This window comes from Stenotrophomonas sp. LGBM10 (assembly GCF_046736075.1).
Lineage (GTDB): Bacteria > Pseudomonadota > Gammaproteobacteria > Xanthomonadales > Xanthomonadaceae > Stenotrophomonas.
The window spans coordinates 62,559-83,069 of sequence record NZ_CP177163.1; the positions used below are offsets into that span (position 1 = coordinate 62,559).

Genomic DNA, 20,511 nt, shown 5'->3' on the forward strand with positions numbered 1-20,511 from the left:
CGTTCCAGTACGTAACGCAGCGTCACAGGCGCATCCCAACATTATGAGCATTACGTCACACAAACTAAACGCACTGGGACGCCGGATCCTGGGTTGCAGGAGGCAGGTGGTCGCGCGGTGCGACAGACTGCGTCGCAGCGCATTGCATGCGTCACGATACGACGCGTGCGCGTGTCTCCGTCAGGCGACAGGCAAGCGTCACCACAACCGCCAGTGCAGCGCATGTCGCCGCGGCCCACAGCACCGCGGTGATGCCGTGGCGGTCCACGAGCTGCCCGCCCGTCCAGGCGCCGAGTGCAATGCCGACGTTGAAGACAGACACATAGAACGCGGCCGCCATCTCCATCGCGTGCGGGGCCGCGCGCATCATCCAGGTCATCAGCCCCACCGATACGCCGCCATACGCCAGACCCCACGCAATCAAGGCCGCGCCACCGCCGGCCGGCGTGCCGCCAAGGGTCAGGAACAGCACCGGCGTGAGCAGCAGACCGAGTGCGATCGCAACGATGGTGCGCGTGGTGTGCCGCGCTGCGACCGTGCCGGCCAGGAAGTTGCCGGCAATGCCCGCCAGGCCATAGCCGAACAGCAGCGCGCCGACCCATTCGGCCGCGACACCGGACCCGCTCACCAGCAACGGGCGCACGAAGGTGAAGGCAGCGAAGTGTCCTCCCACCAGCAGCAGCGTCAGCAACAGGCCAATCTGCAGGCGGCGGTTGCGCAACGGCGCAGCAACGTCACGCAGCGACGCTGCGTGACTGACCGGCAATGCAGGCAGGACGATCATATGCAGGGCCAGCACCAGCGCACTCACGATGGCCATGCCGCCGAAGGCCCAGCGCCACCCCGCCATCCCGCCGATCAGCGCGCCCAGCGGAACCCCGAGTACGGATGCCGCCGCCACGCCGCCGAAAATGAGCGAGGTGGCCAGCCCGACGGCGTTGGCCGGCACCAGGCGCGCCGCCAGTCCGCCGGCGATGGCCCAGATGCCGCCCATGCAGAACCCGACCAGCGCACGTGCCACCAGCATCCAGGCCATGTCCGGCGCAAGCGCGGACGCCACGTTCGCCAGCACCAGCAGGCCAAGCAGCCCGCACAGGATGTGGCGCCGATCCACCCGCCCCGCGCCGAGCACCACCACCGGCGCGAACACGGCCGCCAGCAGCGCCGGCACCGAGATCATCAGCGCAGCGGTGCCGGGGGTGCTGTCGAGGGCAGTGGCGATCGGCGTGAGCAGGCCGACCGGCAGCATCTCGGTGGTGACCACGGAGAACGTGGCCAGGCCGACGGCGATGACCGCGGCCCACGGGTGGCGCACGGCCGGCGCGTTGAGGGAGGAAGCATCGTTCATGCGGAGGGTCCGTAAGTGGGAGAGACGAAGGGCGGTGTCATGCAGCCGCGTCGGTGTTGACTGCCGTGGCGCGCAGGCGGTGATGCGCGATACCGGCCAGCAACAACACGGCCGCACCGCCGGCGAGCGCCACCGCGAATCCCGCCCGCGCGCCCTGCCCGTCCACCACCTGCCCGGCGATCGCCGCGCCCATCGCCACGCCGATGTTCAGCCCGGCCAGCAGCCAGGTCATGCCCTCGGTCAGGCGCGCCGCAGGGACGATGCGTTCAACCAGTGACATCGCCACGATCATCGTCGGCGCGAAGAACGCACCGGCCAGCAGCACGGCGGCAGACAGCGCCGGAATGCTTCCCGCGAGCAGCAGGGGCGCGGTGGTCGCGGCGGTGGCGATGCCGCCGAGCAGCAGCAGGCGGTGCAGCGGGATGCGCCATGCGACCGCCCCGAACAGCAGGCCGGCCGCACACGAACCGGCGGCGTAGGCGGACAGCACCAGGCTGGCCGTGGCCGGCCGGCCCAGTTGCGCCGCGAACGCCACACTCGCGATGTCCACCGTGCCGACGATGACACCCATCGCCATCATCAGGCCGGTGAGCAGCCGCACGTGGCGGGAGCGCAGGACGCTGCCGCCGCCGTGGCGACCGGCATCCGCCGACGGCGGCGGCTCGGTTGCCCGCTGCACCACCAGGGCAAGCACGCCCAGTACCAGCAGCACCGCCGCCAGCAGCAGCCCGGCCTGCGGAAACACCGCGACCGACAGCCCCACCGACAGGGGTGGACCGGCAATGAAGGTCACTTCGTCGAGCACGGTTTCCAGCGAGTACGCGGTCTGCAGGTGCGGCTGCCCACGGAACATCGCCGTCCAGCGCGCCCGCACCATCGCCGACATGCTCGGCATGGTGCCCGCCAGCGCGGCCCAGACGAACAGACTCCAGTCCGGCGCGTGCCAGTGGGTGCTCGCAACCAGCGCCAGCATGCCGAGTGCACTCAACGCGGTCGCCGCAGGCAGCACCCGTGCCTGCCCATGCCGATCCACCCGCGCGGAGATCTGCGGGGACAGCAGCGCGTAGGCCAGCACGAAGGTGGCGGAGACGGCGCCGGCGAGCGCATAACTGCCGTGCGTCCGGGCCAGCAGCGTGATGATGCCGATGCCGGTCATGGGCAGCGGCAGCCGCGCCAGCAGACCCGCCAGGGCGAATGCGCGGGTGCCGCGGGCGCTGAACAGCGCCCGGTAAGAGGTGGACATGTCGGTCTCCGGGATCAGGCCGCTTGCCTCCCAGGAGGCGGCGGCAGACAATACATACATTGCGTATGTATAAAAGCATAGATACATACGCAGCGTATGTACATGCCCTGCCGCTGCCGCCCGAGGAACCGTGATGGCCCGTCGTACCCGCATCGAGATGGAACAGACCCGTGCCGCCCTGCTGGCGTCCGCCCGCGCCGCCTTCAGCGAGCGCGGCTATGCGGAGACCTCAATGGACGACCTCACCGCCCAGGCCGGCCTGACCCGCGGCGCGCTCTATCACCACTTCGGCGACAAGACCGGCCTGCTCGCGGCCGTGGTGGAGCAGCTGGACGCGGAGATGGACGCACGTCTCCAGGCGATCAGCGATTCCGCAGCCGATCCGTGGGACGGGTTCCGGTCACGCTGCCGCGCCTACCTGGAGATGGCACTGGAACCCGAGATCCAGCGCATCGTCCTGCGTGATGCCCGCGCCGTGCTCGGTGGCGCCTCCCCGGATGCCCAGCGCCACTGCATCGCCTCGATGCAGGCGCTCCTGGACAGGCTCATGCGCGAGGGCGTGGTAGCGCAGGCGGACCCATACGCACTGGCCGCGCTGATCTACGGCAGTCTGGAAGAGGCCGCGTTCTGGATCGCGGACGGCGAAGCGCCGGCGGCGCGGCTGCTGCAGGCCGGCACTGCGCTCGATCTGCTGCTGCGTGGGCTGCGCGCCGATACACACGCGGGCACTGCACAGCCCGCATAGAACAGCGCACCCAGGACAGCGTTATCCGCCGCCGGCCACGACGTGTCCTCGGAAGGCAGTAGCGCTATTGGGCCATGCGCGCATCTCTGGCAGCCTTCATGGCCTGGGCCAGCTTCCACCGGGTGCCATCTGCCGCCTGAAATGCGCAGCCTGCAGATCGGCCGCCGCCAACTCCTGCGGATGCGCGTCGCCGTACCGGATCGCGAACACGACCCCTGCTTTGTGATCGCCGGCGAGGTACGCAAGACGCAGATAGGTCATCGCCAGAGGGCGGTTCTTCATGTCATGCGTCAGCCGTTGGATACCCACGGGATTGCGTCCGAAGCCGTGGCGGCGATCTGCCCACGTGGCACCACGGCGACGTCGTGTTGCTCTGGTCGCGTGTCGTGGTCTGCAAGGTAGGCGATGGATACAACCACTGTGGTCGCCGCCGTCAGCAACATCGTTCGCCTAGTCGCCATCTGTCGCAAGGGCAGCTCCCACGGTGATGACCCACGCGACCCCATCTGTACAGACCACTTTCCATGCCATGACGTCGTTCCTTCCAGGGATTGCAGGCCTTCAAAAGCGCGGACCGCTCCGATTCCGCCGTTGACGGTACCTCTGTGGCGGGCTCGAAAGAAGTGAGTTCATCCTATCGGCACCTGGGTTCTCCACCCGGATATTGATCGCCGTGAAGATCACGGCTGAGTATGTCGGTTCAATCCGTCCAACTTTATGCATGCCAGGCTGGAGCGTATGCTCGCAGCCTGCTTAGACGAGACCCGCCCATGCGCACGCTCTACCCGGAGATCACCCCGTACCGCACGCACCAGGTTGCAGTGGATGACCTGCATACCTTGTTCGTCGAAGAGTGCGGCAATCCCGAGGGCATTCCCGTGGTGTTCCTGCATGGCGGCCCGGGTGCAGGCGCGTCGCCCACCCATCGCCGTTTCTTCGATCCGGCCCGCTATCGCATCGTGCTGCTCGACCAGCGTGGCAGCGGACGTTCCACGCCGTTCGGCGCGCTGCAGGACAACACCACACCGCACCTGGTCGCCGACATCGAGCGCATCCGCACCCTGCTGGGGATCGACCGCTGGCTGGTGTTCGGCGGTTCGTGGGGGTCAACGCTGGCGCTCGCCTACGCGCAGGCGCATCCCGAGCGGGCCACCGGCCTCATCGTGCGCGGGGTGTTCCTCGGGCGTGTCGAAGAGAACCGCTGGTTCAACGAGGCCGACGGCGGTGCACGCTGGCTGTTCCCGGAGCGCTGGGCGCGCTACGAAGCGCATATTCCGCAGGCCGAGCGCGGCCATCTGATCGAGGCGTACTGGCAGCGCCTGGATGCCGATGACATGGCCACCCGCATCGCCGCCGCACAGGCGTGGCTGGGCTGGGAAGACAACGCGGCCACGCTGGTGCACGACGTCGATGCGGTGTCCACCGACGACCCGCTGCACACGCTGGCCAAGGCGCGCATCGAGGCGCACTACTTCCGCAACAACGCCTTTCTCGCGCACGGCCAGCTGCTGCGCGACATCGACCGCATCCGGCACCTGCCGGGCGTGATCGTACAGGGACGTTACGATGTGATCTGCCCGCCGCGCAGCGCCTGGGACCTGGCCTGTGCCTGGCCCGAGGCGCGCCTGGAGATGGTGGTGTCCGGTCACAGCGCTACCGAGCCGGCCACCGCCGATGCGCTGGTGCGGGCGACCGATGCGTTTGCCGATCGCCTCGATGGCCGGGTCAGCGCTGGCGTTTGATGAGGGTGTCGAGGCAGTCGGGCTGGTCCCTGCTGCCCTCGATGAACACCGTATAGTCGCCGACGTCCTTCTGCAGCGAGGTTCTCGGTTTCCAGCCCTTGGGCGGCCGTTTGCCACCCGCCGGCATGAAGGTCAGTGACGTGAGGGGACCATGCGCAGCCTCCAGGCGCTGCACCGGATAGCAGCTCCCGGGCGCCATCTGCAGCACGATCAGCCGTGTTGCACCCGCCGTACTCGGGTGCATCTGGTACTCGACGAATGCAACCTGGTAGCCGTCGGCCGAGCTGAAGGCCGCACTGCGGAAGGTGCGTTGCCACGCCGGTTCGGTGGCGGTGAAGGCACCGTAGGCCGCTTCCAGCGTCGGGATGTCGGGCAACGCGTTGTCGCGCAGCAGCCCGTCGGCGATGGTTTCGACCGACGCCGGGTGTGCGGCCGCGGCGCTGAAGCTCATCGCGGCGGCCACGGCCCCGGCCAGCCATGCCCGGCGGAGATGAATCGGAAACAGATGACGACTGTCCATGACCTGCCCTGCCCTTCCAATGGTGGGCCGATGCTACCGCACAGGCCCGGCATGCGCCTGCGGTTGCCTATCGCGCGCGCGCCCGATGGGTCCGGTAGACCATCTTCCCGTTTATCAGCCGGCCGGTCGACGTTTCTTCATGGCGTCCATCGGCCGACAGGCTGGTGGTGGTCTGTTCGACGAGCACCAGGTGGCCGTCGATGTAGCGGTAGGTCTCCGCCGAATGCGCGCAGCACCCGCCGCGCTGGAATGACAGGATGGATCTGCTGGCCGGGTCGATCTCCAGCTGCGACAGCGCGGACAATTCCGGGTCCAGTACGAAGCGCTGCTGCGCCCGGTCGAACAGGATGATGTTGCTGGTGGCATTCGGGCCGGCGCCGCCGGACAGCCCAGGCAGTTGCAGGTCGGGGGCGCCATCGAAGTTCGTATCCACCACCTGCAGCAGGTCCGGCGACGCTTGGGTTGCGTCTGCGTCGATGTCACGCAGCACCTGGCGGCGCGCGCCCGTGGTGGCGTCCAGTACCTCCAGTGCTGCCGGCAGCACCGCGCCCTCCTCGTCCTCACTGGGGAGCACACCCACCCGGAAGCGCATGCCCGGCAGCGTCACCGACTGGTCGATCCACTGCAGCGGTTCAAGCGCGTCGCGATCCAGCCAGCCGCCCGTGCGCGCGCCATCCGCTGCGAGACGTTCGATGGCATAGCCCTCACCATCGCGGTCGATCACCGCGACGAAGCTGCCGGCGCCGATCTCACCGATCGCGGTGGGCGATCGCGCGGACGAGAGCATCGGCACCGGGCGCGCCACGAACAGGAGGTCACGGTAGGCGTGTGGCTCGAGCAGCACGAACCGATCACGATAGTGGGTCACCTCGTACTGGTTGATCGTGCTGCCGTAGGCCTCGCGCGCGCAGACATCGGCGATGGCGCAGATGCCGGCCTCTTCCGCTGTGGGCGCACGCACCGCGGGCACCCGGGTGGCGCCGACATGGCGCTTGACGTTCTCGTAGCTGATCGTGAACCCGTCGGTCGTCGCTGCCACGCGGGCGTCGTCCGCGCCGATGGCGATGCGGCAGAACGGCCGCGCCGTCGCGTAGTCGTTCCAGTTCGGGAACGCATAGGCCTGGCACGTTCGGCGGCCCGGCGTATCGCCGTAAGCGCCCGCCGCGTCGGAGAGGAACACCAGCGTGTTCAGGCCCGCAACGGGGTCGCGGGCGACCATCGCGTAGCGCACCCGGGCGGCGTCGGGGATGGCGTGTTCGTAGCGGTCCTGATGGGACTCGCCATCCACCGGTGGCAGCGGCGCGGCTTCGCGGTGCCCGCCGTCGACAAGCCGATACAGGCCGGGCGGCAGCAGGTCGGCGGCGGCGACGTGGTTGACGGCCAACAGTGCCATGACGGCTGCTGCGATGGCCGCTCCCTTGCCTGACTTCATCGAATGATCCATTCCGCATCGCCTGTCCAGGCGCGGATTGTACCCGCCTGCGATGCGGCCCCGTCAGGGCATTGCCGGGCGTTCACCGGTGCTGCGCACCGGAATCTGGATCAGGCTGTCCGACCGCCAGTCGATCCGCAGCGGCTCGCCGGCATCGGCCACCGACTCGTCGCTGACGTCGCGGCCGGTACCGTGGTTGACCTGGTGCAGCGGGTCCTTGAGCACGTCCACGACCACGACAAGGCGGCTGCCGGGTGCGGTGCGCCGGGCGGTCATGCGGGTCCGTTCGAACGGGACCTCGGTCCAGTCGCCCGGCACCAGCAGCGTGCGGGTGGTCATGTCGCGGGCATGGCTGGCTCGGCCCACGAAATAGGACAGCTGCATCAGGCGGCCATCCGCCAGCTGCTCATGCAGCACCACGCTCAGATCGACGTCGCGCTTGTTGATGCGCAGGTTCAGCACGCCGGAGAACGTGCCGACGATATCGACCGGCTGCGCGAAAGGCGCGCTGGCGAACACCAGGCCGGGGCCGGGTTCAAGCGCATCGCGCACGATCGGGCTGGGGTAGTAGGCGCCCTGGCTGGTGCTGCGGTCGGCGAAATCCACCTGCTGGCTGAGGAAGGTGCCGGCGGGAGGACGCGTCGGGCTGAGCCGGTGCCGGGAGCCATCGCCGTCCGGCGAAGCGGACAGGTACAGCGTCATCGGCGCATCGGCGGCGGCGGCCAGCGACGGCGCATGCCCCCACTGGTTGGCCCCCATCAGCTGGTAGTTGATGCGGTCGGCCAGCAGCGTGGGCCGCGGTGCCCCACGCAGCACGTGGTCCAGCCACTGGAAGGTGATCGCCTGGGTGTCGAACTGCGCCGCAGGGTCCACCGTGTACCCGCGCAGCTCCATTGCCTTCGTTGCGGACTGCGCACCGAAATGGTCGTACGGGCCGATCAACAGCGTGTGGTCCGCGTTCGGCCGATGTCGGTAGTGCTCCTTGAGGTACTGCAGCGCGGAGATCTGGCCATCGTCGTAATAGCCGGTGATGCTCAGCACCGGGATGGCGATGTCGGCGAACTGCGCGCCGTACGGCACCATGCCCTGCCAGTAGGCGTCGTAGTCCGGGTGGCGCAGCCAGCGCTGCAGCCACGGGTTGGGGGTGCCGTCGATCTGGTCGATGTCCCGGTAGGGCCGGCCGGAGGTGTACCAGGCATCGGCCAGGTTGGACCAGCGTTCGTGCTGGTCGTAGGTCGCGTCATCCAGCAGGCGTGTGTTGGCAACATAGAACGGCCAGGCGTAGTTGGCGCTGAGAAACACGTTGTTCTCCATCGGCAGGCCAAGGCCGGGGATGGCAGCCACATACGGCACGATGGTCTTCAGCGCCGGGTGCCGGTGGCCTGCCGCGGCCCACGCCGCGAAGCCGGAGTAACTGCCGCCGTACATGCCGACCCGCCCGTCGCTCCAGGGCTGCCGGCTGATCCAGTCGATCGCGGCATGCGCGTCGCGGCCTTCGGTTTCGTACGGCGCCGCGGTACCGGTGCCGAGCCGCTTGCCGCGGGCATCCACCACGATCCCGGCGTAACCGCGCGCCGCCGCCTGCAATGCCTGGCTGTGGTTGCGCGCGGGCTGGGTGTAGATGGTGAACAGCATCGCGGTCGGCAGGCGCGGTTCGGCCCCACGGCGCCGGGCCAGATGCGCGGACAACGTTACGCCCTCCCCGACCGGAATCAACACGGCATCGTCGATCACGAAACGCCGCGTCTCATCCGCACGGACCAGTGCTGGGGCGTGGGCATCCGCAGCGCGGTAGGCCTGCACGAACGCGGCTTGGCGGACCAGTTCCAGCGCGTCGTCGCGGCTGATCGTGGCGGCACCCGCGTGCCTCGCCCGCGCCTCGCGCAGGCGCGTGCTGGCGGCCGCCAGATCGGCACTGAGCCAGGGATGGGTCTGTACCGCAGCCAGGTCGTCCAACGGCGCCACCCGCGCCTGGAACGCGGCCGCGTATGCGGCGCCAGCCACGGTGTCGCCGCCGTTCGGCGCCTGCGCACGGGCGTGGGCATACAGCAGGAACGGCGCCCAGCGCGGGGCGCGGGCCGCACGCTCGGAGGCGTCGAGCGCGGCCAGCAACGCGTCGATTTCCGTGACCGCCTGCGCCGGCTGGCCGGCGACGATCAGCAGGTGGATCCGCTGCGCGGGCGTGGGGGGCGCTGCTGTGGCGGATGGATGGAGCAATGCCTGCGCGAGTGGCGCCAGGCCGTCCTCCGGGTTGGCCGGGGCGTCGGCCGCAACCGGCCAGGCCAGCGGATCTGCGGTAGCGGCGGCGGCGGACAGGGCGGGCAGCGCGAGCAACAGCGCGCACAGCCAGGCGGAACTACGACGGGCGATGGCCACGGGGCGTCCTTGCTGATCGGGAGAATGGCGCTGCGCTGCCGCCATCCCCCGATCATACGGGCGCGCGGCTCAGCGCGCCCGGCTGGTGGACATCGAGTACGGCTGCTCGCCGCCCTGCGCCGGCCACGCAGTGTTCGGCGTGGCCTGCAGGGTGAAGCGCAGTTCGCCGCCGGCCATGATCTCGTCGTGGCGCAGGAAGGTGCGCTGCAGCGGTGCGCCGTTCAAGGTCACTGCGCCCACGTACCCGTGCGCCGGATCCAGGCCGTCGGCGATCACGGTGAAGGTGCGGCCGTTGGGCAGGTGCAGCGCCGCCTTCGGCAGGAACGGACGGCCGATGATGTACTCGCCGCTGCCCGGCGCCACCGGGTAGAAGCCCAGGGCGGTGAACACGTACCACGCCGACATCTGCCCGAGGTCGTCATTGCCGGCAAGCCCATCCGGGCGGTCGGCGTACTGGGTATCCATGATCTGCTTCAGACGGGCCTGGGTGCGCCAGGGCTGGCCCGCATGCGCGTACAGGTAGGCGACGTGATGGCTGGGTTCGTTGCCGTGCGCGTACCAGCCGATCAGCCCGGTGATGTCTTCCATGTGCTCGAAGATGGACGGGTCCACCTTGGCCTCGAAGACCTGGTCCAGCCGTGCAAGCAGCGCCTCGCTGCCGCCATGCGCGGCGGCCAGCCCGGCCACGTCCTGCGGCACATACCACGAGTACTGCCACGCATTGCCTTCGGTGTAGTCGGTGCCATAGCCGCTGGCGCTGGGGTCGAACGGCGTGCGGAAGCTGCCGTCGCGCTTGCGGGCGCGCATGAAACCGGTCTCCGGGTCGAAGGCGTTCCGCCAGTTGCCGGCACGCGCATCGAACGTGGCCTGCACATCCTTGCGGCCCATCGCCTGCGCCATGCGTGCGATGGTCCAGTCGTCGAAGGCGTACTCGAGGGTCTTGCTGGCGGCTTCGCCTTCCTCGTCGATCGGCACCCAGCCCAGTTCACGGTACTGCGCGATGCCGTCGTAGGGGCCGTAATTGGCCGTGGCCACCATCGCGGCCAGTGCCTTGTCGGCGTCGAAGCCGCGGATGCCCTTGATGTAGGCGTCGGCGATCACCGGTACGGCGTGGTAGCCGATCATGCACCAGGTTTCCTGGCCGTGGAACGCCCACACCGGCAACATGCCATAAGGGCTGTGCTGCTGGTGGGCCAACAGCGAGTTGACGACGTCGCTGTTGCGCTTCTCCGGCTGCACCAAGGTGAGCAGCGGATGCAGCGCCCGGTAGGTATCCCACAGCGAGAAGGTGGAGTAGTTCGTGTACCCCTCGGCGCGGTGCACGGCATTGTCGGCGCCGCGGTACTGCCCATCCACGTCCATGAACAGCGTCGGGCCAAGCAGGCTGTGATAGAGCGCGGTGTAGGCGCTGCGGCGGTCATGCTCGGGAGCCTCGATCTCGATGGCCGACAGCGCCTGGGTCCACTGCTGCTTTGCCTCGGCACGGACGCGGTCGAAATTCTGGTCGCGCGCTTCGGCATCGAGATTGGCCAGAGCGCCCTCTTCGCTCACGGACGAAATTGCCACGCTGACCACCAGCGGTGCATCGAGTTTGCCGAAATCGAAGGTGCCAACCAGCTGGCGGCCTTCGATCTGTGGGCGCTGGGTGGGGTCGTTGTGTCCCGGCGGCGGGAAGCCCTTGTAGGCGATGTCGGTTTCGGTGTTGTGCAGCGCGTGGCCGGTCAACGGGCGCGAGAAGCGCATGGCGAAGTAGAGCTGCCGGCCCGGTGCCCAGCCGCGGGTTTCGCGGAAGCCGGTCAGGGTGCCATCGGCGCGCAGACGCAGGCGCGACCACAGGATCTTGCCGGGGTAGTCGTACAGGCTGGTGCGCAGGTCGAGCAGCACGCGCGCCTGTGCGCCACGCGGATAGGTGTACCGGTGCACGCCGGTGCGCGCACTGGCGGTGAGCTCGGCGCGCACCTTGTAATCGTCCAGCGTGACCGCGTAGTAGCCGGGCTCGGCGGTCTCGTTGTCATGGTGGAAGCGCGAGGCATAGCCGCTGCGCGGCTTTTCCGGGTCGCCACGTTCCAGGCCGGGATCGCCGGTGAACGGCATCACCAGAACGTCGCCAAGGTCGGAGTGGCCGCTGCCGGAGAAGTGCGTATGCGAGAAGCCGACGATGCTGGTGTCGTCGTAGCGGTAGCCCGCGGCCCAGCCGTACGCCTTCTCGCGCGGCTGGATGCGCGTGTCGGGGCTCAACTGCACCATGCCGAAGGGCACCGTGGCGCCGGGATAGGTATGCCCTTCCCCGCCCGTGCCGATGAAGGGATCGACCGCCGCGTAGGCGCGTTCGCCGACGTTCGCCGGTGCCGCCCCTGCTGCACCGGCCACCAGCATCGCGCCGACCGCGAGCCCCCACCACCGCACCGTCCCCGTCTTTGTCATGGCGTCGAATTTAGATCGATTCAAGTTGAACGCGATCCTAGCACCGGCTGGCAGTGCCCGCATGCTGCAGTGCATGGGGCGCTGCCAGCGCCGGGATCACGCCGGTCGCGCATCCTCCGGCACGGTCGCCTCGGGCAACGTCGGCCGGGTTGCATCCACGGTTACCGGTGCATCGCTGCGCAACAGCGCACGGGCTTCGGCCTCGCTGGCCACGGCAGGCGGCGAGCCGCGCAGCGGCAGGCGCGCGGTCTCGTTGACGAACAGCATGGTGATGACGCCGATCACCGCTGCGCCCATCAGGTAGTACGCCGGCACCAGCGGATCGCCGCTGCGTTCCACCAGCCACGCCGTGACCAGTGGCGTGGTGCCACCGAACAGCGACACCGACACGTTGAACGCGATCGACAACGCGCTGTAGCGCACCGGGGTGTAGAACAGCGCCGGCAGCGTGGAGGGCATTGAACTGGTGAAGCACACCAGTGCCAGCCCCAGCAGCATCAGGCCGAGGAAGATCAGCCAGTCGTTGCCGCTGCCGACCAGTTTCAGGCACGGGATGGCCAGCGCGAACAGCGCGATGCAGGCGCCGATGATCATCGGGCGGCGGCCGAGCTTGTCACTGAACAACCCGCCCACCACGTTCAACGGCATCATCACCAGCATCACGATGATGATCAGCAGCAGGCCCTTGCTCTCGGCGTAGCCCATCGTGACGCTGAGGTAGCTGGGCATGTAGGTGAGCAGCATGTAATCGGTGACGTTGAACACCAGCACCAGCCCCACGCACTTGAGCAGCTGCGGCCAATGCACGCGGAACAGCGCGCCCAGCCCCGGGCGCTCGTGGTCGCGCTTCTCCGCCTCTTCCGCATAGGCGCGGAAGGCCGGGGTTTCCTCCAGCTTCATGCGCATGTACAGGCCCAGCAGGCCCAGCGGGCCGGCGACCAGGAAGGGAATGCGCCAGCCCCATTCGAGCATCTGCGTACTGGTCAGCGCCATGTGCAGCGCGGTCACGGTGCCGGCACCGGCGATGTAGCCGCCGAGCGTGCCGAATTCCAGCCAGCTGCCCATCAGGCCGCGATTGCGGTCGGTGGAGTATTCGGCGATGAACGTGGCCGCACCGCCATACTCGCCGCCGGTGGAGAAGCCCTGCACCAGCCGCGCCAGCAGCAGCAGCGCCGGCGCCCACAGCCCGATGCGGTCGTAGGAGGGAATCAGGCCGATGCTGAAGGTGCCAAGCGCCATCAGGATCATGGTGAATGCCAGCACTTTCTGCCGGCCGTACTTGTCGCCGAGGGGGCCGAACACCAACCCGCCGAGCGGGCGCACCAGGAAGGCGACAGTGAACGTGGCGAAGGTGGCGATCAGCTGTGCGGTGGGGTTGCTGGCGGGAAAGAACACCTGGCCCAGGGTGACGGCGATGTAGCCATAGACGCCAAAGTCGAACCACTCCATCGCATTGCCGAGCGCGGCCGCGCCCACCGCCTTCTTTAGCATCGGGCGGTCGACGACGGTGACTTCGTCGACCTGCATCTGGCGGCGGCGTTTGAACCAGCCGAAATGGGCGTGTGCGGCATGCAGGTCCTGCATCTGCTTTCTCCTGGAAGCATGGCCATCACCACGCCCGAGGTCCCGCGCACGGCACAGGAAAGAACCGCCTCCGGAAGAACGCGGCACGATGCGCGAAGAAGGGGTGGCAACAGGCGATCCCGGACGGCCGCGTGGAACTCCACGGCGCTGCAGGAAGGATGACCGAGAGACGGGCAATGGCCCGAGGCAATGATCAAGCGCGCCATGTTACTACAAACGGTCGCGACGGTCTTTACCGCTCCTTCACGCGCTGCACGAAACCGCTGATTTGCAGCGGTTTTTCAGCGGATCAGTCGCGCGCGACGTGCAGTTCCATCGCGCGCATCACGATGGGTTTGGCCCAGTCCGGCGTCTGCAGCAGCTCGATCACCGAGACCGGATAGTGCAGCCCGCTGCGGTCCAGCTGCAGCAGCGGAAGCGGCTCCACCCTGCCCTGCGCATCGGGTGGCGCGCTGTTGTCGTACACGTGCAGCGTGGCCAGGTGGGGCAGCAGTTCGAGCAGGTTCTCGCGTGCGGAATCGAACCGCGCACGGATCTTGTCGTGCGGGATATCGTGACCCCCTGCGCTGACCCGTGCCGCCACCCGCTCGATGTGCAGCGCCACGCTGTCCAGCCCGCAGAACCAGATCTCGACCTCGTGGGTCAGGCAGGCCTCGCGCAGCAGGCGCGGGATGGTATTGCCGCCGAGGGTAGTTTCGAAGGCGAAGTCGCTGCCGTTCGCCATCGCCTCGCGCAGGCGGCGCGCCCCTTCGTTCCAGGCCGCCGCATTGGCCGCGTCCAGCGCCCAGCCCTGGTCGACCAGGCAGCGGGTGAAGGTGTCCGGGTTGAACCAGGACAGCCCGTCTTCCTCAAGCCACGTGCCCAGCAGCGAGCTTTTGCCGGCGCCATTGACGCCGGCCAGCACCAGGATCCGCGCCATCGGTCAGAGCGACGGGCCGAGCGTGACCTTGCGGCCGCGGCGGATCGGCTGGCCCATCACCTTGCCCAGGCCCCCGTCGCGGCCCAGGCTGGCCAGGCGGGTGTCGAACTCCACCCGCAGCCGTTCCAGCTCACCGAGGCGCTCGTCGCCATCGGCGCCGGCCGCCTTCGCCAACAGTTCCTGATACGCCTTGATGTCCACGATCACCGCTTCGGGGTGGTTGTGGTTGGTGATCACCAGGGCCTGCTTCTCGCGCACGGTGCGCATCAGGCTCGGCCAGCCGCGGGTTTTCACCGATGAGGCGGTGGCCTTTTCCAGGCCGGGGACATCCAGGGGCAGGGTCATGGCAGGCTCCAGCAGGCGGGTCGTGAGGCCACTATACCCTTTTTGGCCAAATTGGGCCTAAATGCCCATTTGCCCCTGCTCGAGGGCGGCCTCCAGCGGGCGGAGATCGTCGCTGCTGCGGGGGCGCACCACCCGCGCCCGTTCCTGCCCGTCCTGCAGCAGGACCACCGTGGGCCAGAGTTTCACCCGGAAGGCGCGCCCCAGCGGGCGCCCCTTGCCGTCTTCAACCTTCACGTGGGCAAGCGCATGGCCGTCCACCAGGGTCTGCAGCACCGGCTGGGCCGCGATGCAGTGCCCGCACCACGGCGCCCCGAACTCCAGCAGCAGCCAGCCCTCGCTGGCCGCAATGCTGGCCGCCTCGGGCTCGACGGCCACCGCGTCGCGCGCGAATGCCATCGGCGCTTACCCCAGGGCGCGCTGGATGTCTTCCAGCGGCGCGTTGGTGAGGTCCTTGGCGATGTCCTGCAGCAGCCGCGCCTGGGTCTCCTTGTGCAGCTGTGGGCGGATCCGCCCGAGCGTCTGCGGGTCGGCGATCAGGATCAGGTGCGCGTAGCGGTTCTTCAGCGCATCCTCGTTCAACTGCGCGGCCAGCTGCTTGGCGAACGTGGCCTCGTTGAGCTGGGCGATGCTCATGTCCTGCGGCATCGAGCCGGAGGGGCCCTGCCCCGATACCCCGTGTTCACTGATGTCCTGCACCTTCAGTTCGTCCTGCTGCTTGAGTACCGGCGCGTGGCGGGTGCCCACGTTGGTGAACACGCGGGCCGAGCCGCCGTCAGCGACGATGATCAGGGTGCCTTCGGGGATGTTGGGGTTCATGGTTGACTCCTTCTGCGGGAAACGGGCCGCCGTAGCGCCCGTGTCCCACCGTAGGCAATGCCATGTAAGCGCCGTGCATACGGATGTGTGCATGCCGTGTGCAACGTGGCGCGCACCGGGTGGCTACGGTGTTGGCAGCGTCATGTCGAGATGCCGCGCAAAGAAGCGCGCCATCACCCGATAGGCCTGCTGGCTCTCGGGCAACCGGGCGTCCAGGTGGAAGGCGTGCCCCAGCCCGTCCCAGACGTGCAGGTCCGAGGTACGGCCCAGGTCGACCAGGCGCGAATGGGTGTACGCCACGTTGCTGAGCTCGGCCGCGCGCGTGGCGGTGATGAACAACGTTGGCGGGAACTGTGCGAGCACCGCATCGGAGAACACCGGCGATACCAGCGGATCACGGAAATCCACGTCGCCGTAGTACAGGTCCTCGGCAATCGGCAAGGTGCCGTCGGCGTGCGGCAGCAGCGCATCGTTGAGCGCGGCCGCCACATAGCGGGTATCGCCGCCGTAGCGCGCGTCGCCGCCGGCGCAGAACAGCCCCGCCGCCCCCGGCATCGGCAGCTTCTCCCTGGCGAACCAGGCCAGCGATTCGCCGGTCAGCACACCGCCGGCCGAGCAGCCGAACAGGCCGATATGGCGTGCCGGGAATCGCTCCAGCGCGGCGCGGTACACCGCCGCCACGTCTTCGCTGGCGGCCGGGAAGCGGTGTTCCGGCCCCATGCGATAGTCCACCGCCACCACGGTTGCACCGGTCATCGCGGCCAATGGGATCGCCTCCATCAGGCCCAGACCGTTGGCGCTGCCGAACACGAATGCGCCGCCATGCAGTTCGATCAGCAGGCGTTGCCGCGCCGGCGCGGTCGGCGCACTGCGCGGCTGCACGCGCACCACACGCACGCCGTTCCAGGTTTCCTGGTGCAGGGTGACCGGATACCGTTCCTGCAATGCGGCTACTTCGCCTGCCGCCCAGGCTTCGGTGCCCCGCCGCAGCTCCGGCAGCGCCTTGAGCAGGGTTGGGTTGTCCATCTTCGCGGTGGGGTCGCCGTGACTGATGGCGTTGACGACGCTGGCCGTGGCCTCGGCACTCAGATACGGCGACACCGGCAGATCGAACGCCTGCACGTGGCGGATGCCGGTGGCGCGCGTGGTGGGTGTCGGTTCGGCGGCGGCCACGAGGCCTGCGCACAGCAGGCCGACCATCAGGACGAAGCCGCGCGTCAGCAGTATGCGATTCATTTCAATACCCTTCTCAATATGTGTCGTGGCGGCGAGGCCCACTCCATCATGATGGGCGGTTGTGGCCGCGGCGCACCACGGCAGTGGGCCGGGACGTCTTTTGCCTTGCGACAATGTCTTCAAGAATCTCGCTCTCAACTTCGTTGCGAGCGCGCATCCTGATCGCTTCCAGCTCCTCGTCGGTAAGCTCGCGGCCGCGCATGACACTCGCCTCATCTCCAAGCTCCTCCGCTCGCACATCCACCCGTTGATCCAGGTCCGCCATCCGCTCTTTGTGCCGGGTTACATGGTTCAGAATCGCCTCGCGCGCCTCATCAACCTTGCGTTGGCGCTCGTCGTACAGCGCCTCCTCGTCCGTTTGTTCCTTGCTCAGGACGCTTCGAAGTGCTTCGCGAACCGCTGCTGCAGGCAACGCAGTCAATCCACCGGCCGCTGCCTGGATGATCAGGATCGACGACTTCAGATTGGAAGCGCTTGATCCCAGAAACCCCAGCAGCATCAAGCCAGACGCGGACGATGCGGCGGAGAGGTTGAGCAGCCAGTCCAGCAGATTCCCGTGCGCTTCAATCGCGGGTCGCTTCGCGATGAAGTTGGCCAGCGAATCCATCAGCTTGCCTGGCGGGGAAACACGGGTTCGATTCAGCGTCGCATAAGGCCATTCCCGCCGACGCGGGAAGAGGAAGTACGGCATCTCGTCGCGAGCGGCGTAGGCGTACTGGATTGGGACGCCTGACTGCTCCAGCCAGTCGTACTGAAGGAACTGCGCAACATTGAACTGGTGAAGAACCGGGTCAATGGGCGTGAGGTAGTCCAGCTCCTTGACCTCCAGCAGCAGGATCCGCGCACCGTCGAGCAGGCCAATGATGTCTCCCGGATACTTGCCACCCGTGAAGCCCTGTTGATTGGCGTAAGGCGCAAACACATCGGTGTGCACGGCATTGCGGTCACCGTAGACCTCCAGCGACGCGATGATGGCCGCCTGCACCAGACTTTCCTGCTTCATGCCTGCTCCGTTCCCTGGGTAGTGGCCGCAATCCTTCCATATCCGCTCCTGCCGCACCACCGCTGCGGTACGTAACGCAGCGAATACGGCGCAATCGCGCATCGATGTGGGGAATCTCCCGACAGTCGTGCCCTGCTTTGCCGTCATCGGCGCCGCATTTTCCGTCATTGGCGCGTATCGGCGTTTCGGCCACCGGCCTACTGTGGCCCCACGGTGCAACGACCTTCCGCCACGTGACGCTCCCCGGCACAGCGACAGACCGGTGGCGAATGATCGGCAGGACCCGGACGCCGTGATGTCCCGCCGTCTTGCCTACCCACAACTGCAGGAGATTCACATGGCATTCCCGACCGCCGTCAATGACCAGATCACCGATTCCGTCACCCAGGCCAATACCAAGGTCCTGGGCGATGCGCCGGCGATCGCGATGGGCAACCTGTATCAAGCCACCGCGCAGGCGCTGGCCAACGCTGCCCACAACGCCACCAACGCCCAGCAGCAGAGCTACGTGACCGCGCAGTCGGCGACCACGATGGGTGTGGCCACGCTGTATTCCATCGATACCGCTTCCACCGCCGTGGCCACCAAGGAAATCCTCAGCACCGGCGTTCGTGGCCTGGGCTGATCGCGCATCACTGACCGCTGCATAACAAGGAGCACTACATGGCATTCCCGACCGCCGTAAACAACCAGATCACCGACTCGGTCACCCAGGTCAACACCAAGGTGCTGGGCGACGCCCCGGCCATCGCGATGGGCAACCTGTACCAGGCCACCGCGCAGGCGCTGGCCAACGCGGCCCACAACGCGACCAACGCCCAGCAGCAGAGCTACGTGACCGCGCAGGCCGCCACCACGATGGGCGTGGCCACCCTGTATGCCGTGGACACCGCCACCACCGGCGTGGCCACCAAGCAGATCCTGGGCGCGTAACCCTCGCCTGACGCCAAGGAGTCGCGCACATGGCATTCCCGACCGCCGTCAACGACCAGATCACCGATTCGGTCTCGCAGGCCAACCTGCAGGTGCTGGGCACCGCCCCGGCCACTGCGATGGGCAACCTGTACCAGGCCACCGCGCAGGCGCTGGCCAACGCCGCGCACAACGCCACGCTGGCGCAGCAGCAGATGTACGTCACCGCGCAGGCGGCGACCACGATGGGCGTGTCGCTGCTCTACTCGCTCGATACCGGCGCTACCGGCGCCGCCACCCGGAAGATCCTCGGCTGATGTGACCCGCCGCTGGATCCTTCCATTCCGCAGTCGTCCCACAAGGAGCAACCACCATGGCATTTCCCACTGCCGTCAACAACCAGATCACCGATTCGGTTTCGCAGGTGAACACCAAGGTCCTCGGCGATTCGCCGGCGATCGCGATGGGCAACCTGTTCGTCGCCACCAGCCAGGCGTTGTCCAACGCCGCGCACAACGCGACCAACAACCAGCAGCAGTCCTACGTGACCATGCAGGCCTCGACCACGCAGGGGGTGTCCACCCTGTATGCGATCGATACCGCGTCCAACGGCGTGGCCACGCGGGAAATCCTGGGCCTGGGCTGATCCAGCGCGCAGGCGCGGGGGATCGCGCCTGACGTGCTGGGCCATCCCGGTCCGGAACGTACGGCATGGCCGACGTCCCCGCCATCGCCGCCCTGGTCGATATCACCGACGCAGGGTCGGCGATGGCCCTTGGCCAAGCCCCCGCATTCGCGATGGTGGCGACCTACCTGACGATGGCCGATTCGCTCGGCCTGGCCATGCAGAACGCCATCGCCAACCAGCAACGCGGACAGGTCATGGCCGGTGCCGCACTCGCACAGACCCTTGCCTTGATCATCCAGAAAGGAGCGACGTCGACATGAGCGACCCAGGAACCATGAACAGCCAGATCGTCGACACGGTCAGTGGCATCGTGACGCTCGCCGCCGGCCAGGCGCCCGGCCAGGCGCACGCCATGCTCGACATCGTACTGCTGGAAACACTCGGCAATGCGATGCACAACGCGGTCAACCGCCAGCAGAGCGCGAGCATGATCAGCGCCGCGGCGATTACTGCTGCCTGCGCCAAGATGATTTCCGCCCCCTTCCCGGTGCCGCCGCCCCCGCCGCCGCCCGTGCCGCCGCCGCCGCCGAATGTGGCCGCGCTGCCGGGCCCGCCACCCCTCCCGCCGCCGCCGGCCGCCGTGATCGCCGCCGCCACTGCGGAGGGCAAGGCCGCCATCGGCGCGCTCCAGGCACAGGCGATCGGCTCCAGCGCCAACGCGAGCACCGCGCAGGCGGACCTGCAGACTTTGCACGACCTCTCGGCTGCGGCCACACCGCCGGCCACACCGCCAGCCCCGCCGACGCCTCCGCCGGCACCTGCCGCGCCGGCGTCCGATCCGAACGACACCCCGTCTTCCTGACGCCAGCAAGGAACTCTCATGGACCCGACCAAGGTCAATGCCCAGGTCATCGACGTCATCAACCAGGTGCAGCTCGCCACCATGAGCCCACAGGTGGTGCTCACCAGTGGTGCCGGCAAGGCGTACCAGTCGGTGGCGCAGTCGGCCGCGATCGCCGTGCAGGATGCGGCCGATGCGCTGCGCAACGTCTCCACCATCGCCACCACGGCCGCCGGCGTGGCAATGGCCCAGTACCTGGCCACCGGCGAGGACAAGTACGCCAAGGCGCTGACCCAGGCGCAGTCGCTGATGCAGGGCGCCACCGATGATTTCGCCCGTGTCGGCACCGCCGCCGCGACCGTACTCAAAGACTTCCCGGCCGGCTGAGACCCAGGAG

The 20,511-nt window shown here is 68.1% G+C and carries 23 protein-coding genes; 9 read left to right on the forward strand and 14 right to left on the reverse strand.

Annotated elements, in window-relative coordinates; all coding sequences use genetic code 11:
- Window positions 1–151: 151 nt before the first annotated feature.
- Window positions 152–1,348: an MFS transporter gene (locus ACLB90_RS00195; RefSeq protein WP_411851066.1), complete on the reverse strand. Its 1,197-nt coding sequence runs from the start codon at window positions 1,346–1,348 to the stop codon at window positions 152–154.
- Between the two features lie 37 nt (window positions 1,349–1,385).
- A complete protein-coding gene (locus ACLB90_RS00200) occupies window positions 1,386–2,591 on the reverse strand; it encodes an MFS transporter (RefSeq protein WP_411851067.1) in 1,206 nt (401 codons plus the stop codon).
- A 133-nt stretch (window positions 2,592–2,724) separates the two neighbouring features.
- Here ACLB90_RS00200 and ACLB90_RS00205 point away from each other — a divergent pair, with 133 nt between their 5' ends.
- Window positions 2,725–3,336, forward strand: a complete 612-nt coding sequence (locus ACLB90_RS00205) for a TetR/AcrR family transcriptional regulator (protein WP_411851068.1) — start codon at window positions 2,725–2,727, stop codon at window positions 3,334–3,336.
- A 96-nt stretch (window positions 3,337–3,432) separates the two neighbouring features.
- On the opposite strand, the gene ACLB90_RS00210 is transcribed toward ACLB90_RS00205, so the two are convergent.
- Window positions 3,433–3,618, reverse strand: a complete 186-nt coding sequence (locus ACLB90_RS00210) for a hypothetical protein (RefSeq protein ID WP_411851069.1) — start codon at window positions 3,616–3,618, stop codon at window positions 3,433–3,435.
- A 488-nt stretch (window positions 3,619–4,106) separates the two neighbouring features.
- Between ACLB90_RS00210 and pip the strand changes: the two genes are divergently transcribed.
- Complete coding sequence (gene pip, locus ACLB90_RS00215; protein ID WP_411851070.1) at window positions 4,107–5,078, forward strand: prolyl aminopeptidase; 972 nt, start codon at window positions 4,107–4,109, stop codon at window positions 5,076–5,078.
- On the opposite strand, the gene ACLB90_RS00220 is transcribed toward pip, so the two are convergent.
- The 11 genes from ACLB90_RS00220 to ACLB90_RS00270 form a co-directional block, all read right to left on the reverse strand.
- Complete coding sequence (locus ACLB90_RS00220) at window positions 5,062–5,598, reverse strand: hypothetical protein (protein WP_411851071.1); 537 nt, start codon at window positions 5,596–5,598, stop codon at window positions 5,062–5,064. The two genes, pip and ACLB90_RS00220, sit on opposite strands and share 17 nt — an antisense overlap.
- Before the next feature lie 67 nt (window positions 5,599–5,665).
- On the reverse strand, window positions 5,666–7,030 hold the full coding sequence (locus ACLB90_RS00225) for an XAC2610-related protein (protein ID WP_411851072.1): 1,365 nt from the start codon (window positions 7,028–7,030) through the stop codon (window positions 5,666–5,668).
- 63 nt (window positions 7,031–7,093) lie between these two features.
- Window positions 7,094–9,406 (reverse strand): CocE/NonD family hydrolase, encoded by a 2,313-nt coding sequence (locus ACLB90_RS00230; RefSeq protein WP_411851073.1) that lies wholly within the window; start codon window positions 9,404–9,406, stop codon window positions 7,094–7,096.
- A 69-nt stretch (window positions 9,407–9,475) separates the two neighbouring features.
- On the reverse strand, window positions 9,476–11,830 hold the full coding sequence (locus tag ACLB90_RS00235; RefSeq protein ID WP_411851074.1) for a GH92 family glycosyl hydrolase: 2,355 nt from the start codon (window positions 11,828–11,830) through the stop codon (window positions 9,476–9,478).
- Between the two features lie 96 nt (window positions 11,831–11,926).
- Window positions 11,927–13,414 carry a glycine betaine/L-proline transporter ProP gene (gene proP / locus ACLB90_RS00240; protein ID WP_411851075.1) on the reverse strand — a complete coding sequence of 496 codons (1,488 nt, stop codon included), beginning with the start codon at window positions 13,412–13,414 and terminating at the stop codon, window positions 11,927–11,929.
- A gap of 289 nt (window positions 13,415–13,703) precedes the next feature.
- Window positions 13,704–14,333 (reverse strand): hypothetical protein, encoded by a 630-nt coding sequence (locus tag ACLB90_RS00245; protein ID WP_411851076.1) that lies wholly within the window; start codon window positions 14,331–14,333, stop codon window positions 13,704–13,706.
- Window positions 14,334–14,336: 3 nt separating this feature from the next.
- Window positions 14,337–14,678, reverse strand: a complete 342-nt coding sequence (locus ACLB90_RS00250) for a type II toxin-antitoxin system prevent-host-death family antitoxin (protein WP_411851077.1) — start codon at window positions 14,676–14,678, stop codon at window positions 14,337–14,339.
- 57 nt (window positions 14,679–14,735) lie between these two features.
- Window positions 14,736–15,074: a thioredoxin family protein gene (locus tag ACLB90_RS00255; protein ID WP_411851078.1), complete on the reverse strand. Its 339-nt coding sequence runs from the start codon at window positions 15,072–15,074 to the stop codon at window positions 14,736–14,738.
- Window positions 15,075–15,080: 6 nt separating this feature from the next.
- Window positions 15,081–15,494 (reverse strand): host attachment family protein, encoded by a 414-nt coding sequence (locus ACLB90_RS00260; RefSeq protein WP_017357372.1) that lies wholly within the window; start codon window positions 15,492–15,494, stop codon window positions 15,081–15,083.
- A 123-nt stretch (window positions 15,495–15,617) separates the two neighbouring features.
- Window positions 15,618–16,730: an alpha/beta hydrolase gene (locus ACLB90_RS00265; RefSeq protein WP_411851079.1), complete on the reverse strand. Its 1,113-nt coding sequence runs from the start codon at window positions 16,728–16,730 to the stop codon at window positions 15,618–15,620.
- A gap of 46 nt (window positions 16,731–16,776) precedes the next feature.
- Window positions 16,777–17,733: a hypothetical protein gene (locus ACLB90_RS00270; protein WP_411851080.1), complete on the reverse strand. Its 957-nt coding sequence runs from the start codon at window positions 17,731–17,733 to the stop codon at window positions 16,777–16,779.
- Window positions 17,734–18,070: 337 nt separating this feature from the next.
- On the opposite strand from ACLB90_RS00270, the gene ACLB90_RS00275 reads away from it, so the two are divergent.
- The 7 genes from ACLB90_RS00275 to ACLB90_RS00305 all read left to right on the forward strand — a co-directional run bounded on the left by ACLB90_RS00275 (window position 18,071) and on the right by ACLB90_RS00305 (window position 20,501).
- The gene (locus ACLB90_RS00275) at window positions 18,071–18,358 is read left to right on the forward strand and encodes a RebB family R body protein (protein WP_026070992.1); all 288 of its coding nucleotides are present in this window, start codon (window positions 18,071–18,073) and stop codon (window positions 18,356–18,358) included.
- Between the two features lie 38 nt (window positions 18,359–18,396).
- Window positions 18,397–18,666 carry a RebB family R body protein gene (locus ACLB90_RS00280; protein WP_411851081.1) on the forward strand — a complete coding sequence of 90 codons (270 nt, stop codon included), beginning with the start codon at window positions 18,397–18,399 and terminating at the stop codon, window positions 18,664–18,666.
- Between the two features lie 29 nt (window positions 18,667–18,695).
- Complete coding sequence (locus ACLB90_RS00285) at window positions 18,696–18,962, forward strand: RebB family R body protein (RefSeq protein ID WP_017357377.1); 267 nt, start codon at window positions 18,696–18,698, stop codon at window positions 18,960–18,962.
- Between the two features lie 56 nt (window positions 18,963–19,018).
- Window positions 19,019–19,291: a RebB family R body protein gene (locus ACLB90_RS00290; RefSeq protein WP_017357378.1), complete on the forward strand. Its 273-nt coding sequence runs from the start codon at window positions 19,019–19,021 to the stop codon at window positions 19,289–19,291.
- A 65-nt stretch (window positions 19,292–19,356) separates the two neighbouring features.
- On the forward strand, window positions 19,357–19,593 hold the full coding sequence (locus tag ACLB90_RS00295) for a RebB family R body protein (protein WP_411851082.1): 237 nt from the start codon (window positions 19,357–19,359) through the stop codon (window positions 19,591–19,593).
- 14 nt (window positions 19,594–19,607) lie between these two features.
- On the forward strand, window positions 19,608–20,135 hold the full coding sequence (locus ACLB90_RS00300; RefSeq protein ID WP_411851083.1) for a RebB family R body protein: 528 nt from the start codon (window positions 19,608–19,610) through the stop codon (window positions 20,133–20,135).
- Between the two features lie 18 nt (window positions 20,136–20,153).
- Entirely contained in the window at window positions 20,154–20,501 is a 348-nt protein-coding gene (locus tag ACLB90_RS00305; RefSeq protein WP_136004821.1) for a hypothetical protein, read from the forward strand.
- Window positions 20,502–20,511: the final 10 nt, after the last annotated feature.

Bases quoted from the DNA above. Each gene is read 5' to 3' on its own strand.
- ACLB90_RS00195 (WP_411851066.1), bottom strand. From the start codon at position 1,348: ATGAACGATGCTTCCTCCCTCAACGCGCCGGCCGTGCGCCACCCGTGG.
- ACLB90_RS00200 (WP_411851067.1), bottom strand. From the start codon at position 2,591: ATGTCCACCTCTTACCGGGCGCTGTTCAGCGCCCGCGGCACCCGCGCA.
- ACLB90_RS00205 (WP_411851068.1), top strand. From the start codon at position 2,725: ATGGCCCGTCGTACCCGCATCGAGATGGAACAGACCCGTGCCGCCCTG.
- ACLB90_RS00210 (WP_411851069.1), bottom strand. From the start codon at position 3,618: ATGAAGAACCGCCCTCTGGCGATGACCTATCTGCGTCTTGCGTACCTC.
- pip (WP_411851070.1), top strand. From the start codon at position 4,107: ATGCGCACGCTCTACCCGGAGATCACCCCGTACCGCACGCACCAGGTT.
- ACLB90_RS00220 (WP_411851071.1), bottom strand. From the start codon at position 5,598: ATGGACAGTCGTCATCTGTTTCCGATTCATCTCCGCCGGGCATGGCTG.
- ACLB90_RS00225 (WP_411851072.1), bottom strand. From the start codon at position 7,030: ATGAAGTCAGGCAAGGGAGCGGCCATCGCAGCAGCCGTCATGGCACTG.
- ACLB90_RS00235 (WP_411851074.1), bottom strand. From the start codon at position 11,830: ATGACAAAGACGGGGACGGTGCGGTGGTGGGGGCTCGCGGTCGGCGCG.
- proP (WP_411851075.1), bottom strand. From the start codon at position 13,414: ATGCAGGACCTGCATGCCGCACACGCCCATTTCGGCTGGTTCAAACGC.
- ACLB90_RS00245 (WP_411851076.1), bottom strand. From the start codon at position 14,333: ATGGCGCGGATCCTGGTGCTGGCCGGCGTCAATGGCGCCGGCAAAAGC.
- ACLB90_RS00250 (WP_411851077.1), bottom strand. From the start codon at position 14,678: ATGACCCTGCCCCTGGATGTCCCCGGCCTGGAAAAGGCCACCGCCTCA.
- ACLB90_RS00255 (WP_411851078.1), bottom strand. From the start codon at position 15,074: ATGGCATTCGCGCGCGACGCGGTGGCCGTCGAGCCCGAGGCGGCCAGC.
- ACLB90_RS00260 (WP_017357372.1), bottom strand. From the start codon at position 15,494: ATGAACCCCAACATCCCCGAAGGCACCCTGATCATCGTCGCTGACGGC.
- ACLB90_RS00265 (WP_411851079.1), bottom strand. From the start codon at position 16,730: ATGAATCGCATACTGCTGACGCGCGGCTTCGTCCTGATGGTCGGCCTG.
- ACLB90_RS00270 (WP_411851080.1), bottom strand. From the start codon at position 17,733: ATGAAGCAGGAAAGTCTGGTGCAGGCGGCCATCATCGCGTCGCTGGAG.
- ACLB90_RS00275 (WP_026070992.1), top strand. From the start codon at position 18,071: ATGGCATTCCCGACCGCCGTCAATGACCAGATCACCGATTCCGTCACC.
- ACLB90_RS00280 (WP_411851081.1), top strand. From the start codon at position 18,397: ATGGCATTCCCGACCGCCGTAAACAACCAGATCACCGACTCGGTCACC.
- ACLB90_RS00285 (WP_017357377.1), top strand. From the start codon at position 18,696: ATGGCATTCCCGACCGCCGTCAACGACCAGATCACCGATTCGGTCTCG.
- ACLB90_RS00290 (WP_017357378.1), top strand. From the start codon at position 19,019: ATGGCATTTCCCACTGCCGTCAACAACCAGATCACCGATTCGGTTTCG.
- ACLB90_RS00295 (WP_411851082.1), top strand. From the start codon at position 19,357: ATGGCCGACGTCCCCGCCATCGCCGCCCTGGTCGATATCACCGACGCA.
- ACLB90_RS00300 (WP_411851083.1), top strand. From the start codon at position 19,608: ATGAACAGCCAGATCGTCGACACGGTCAGTGGCATCGTGACGCTCGCC.
- ACLB90_RS00305 (WP_136004821.1), top strand. From the start codon at position 20,154: ATGGACCCGACCAAGGTCAATGCCCAGGTCATCGACGTCATCAACCAG.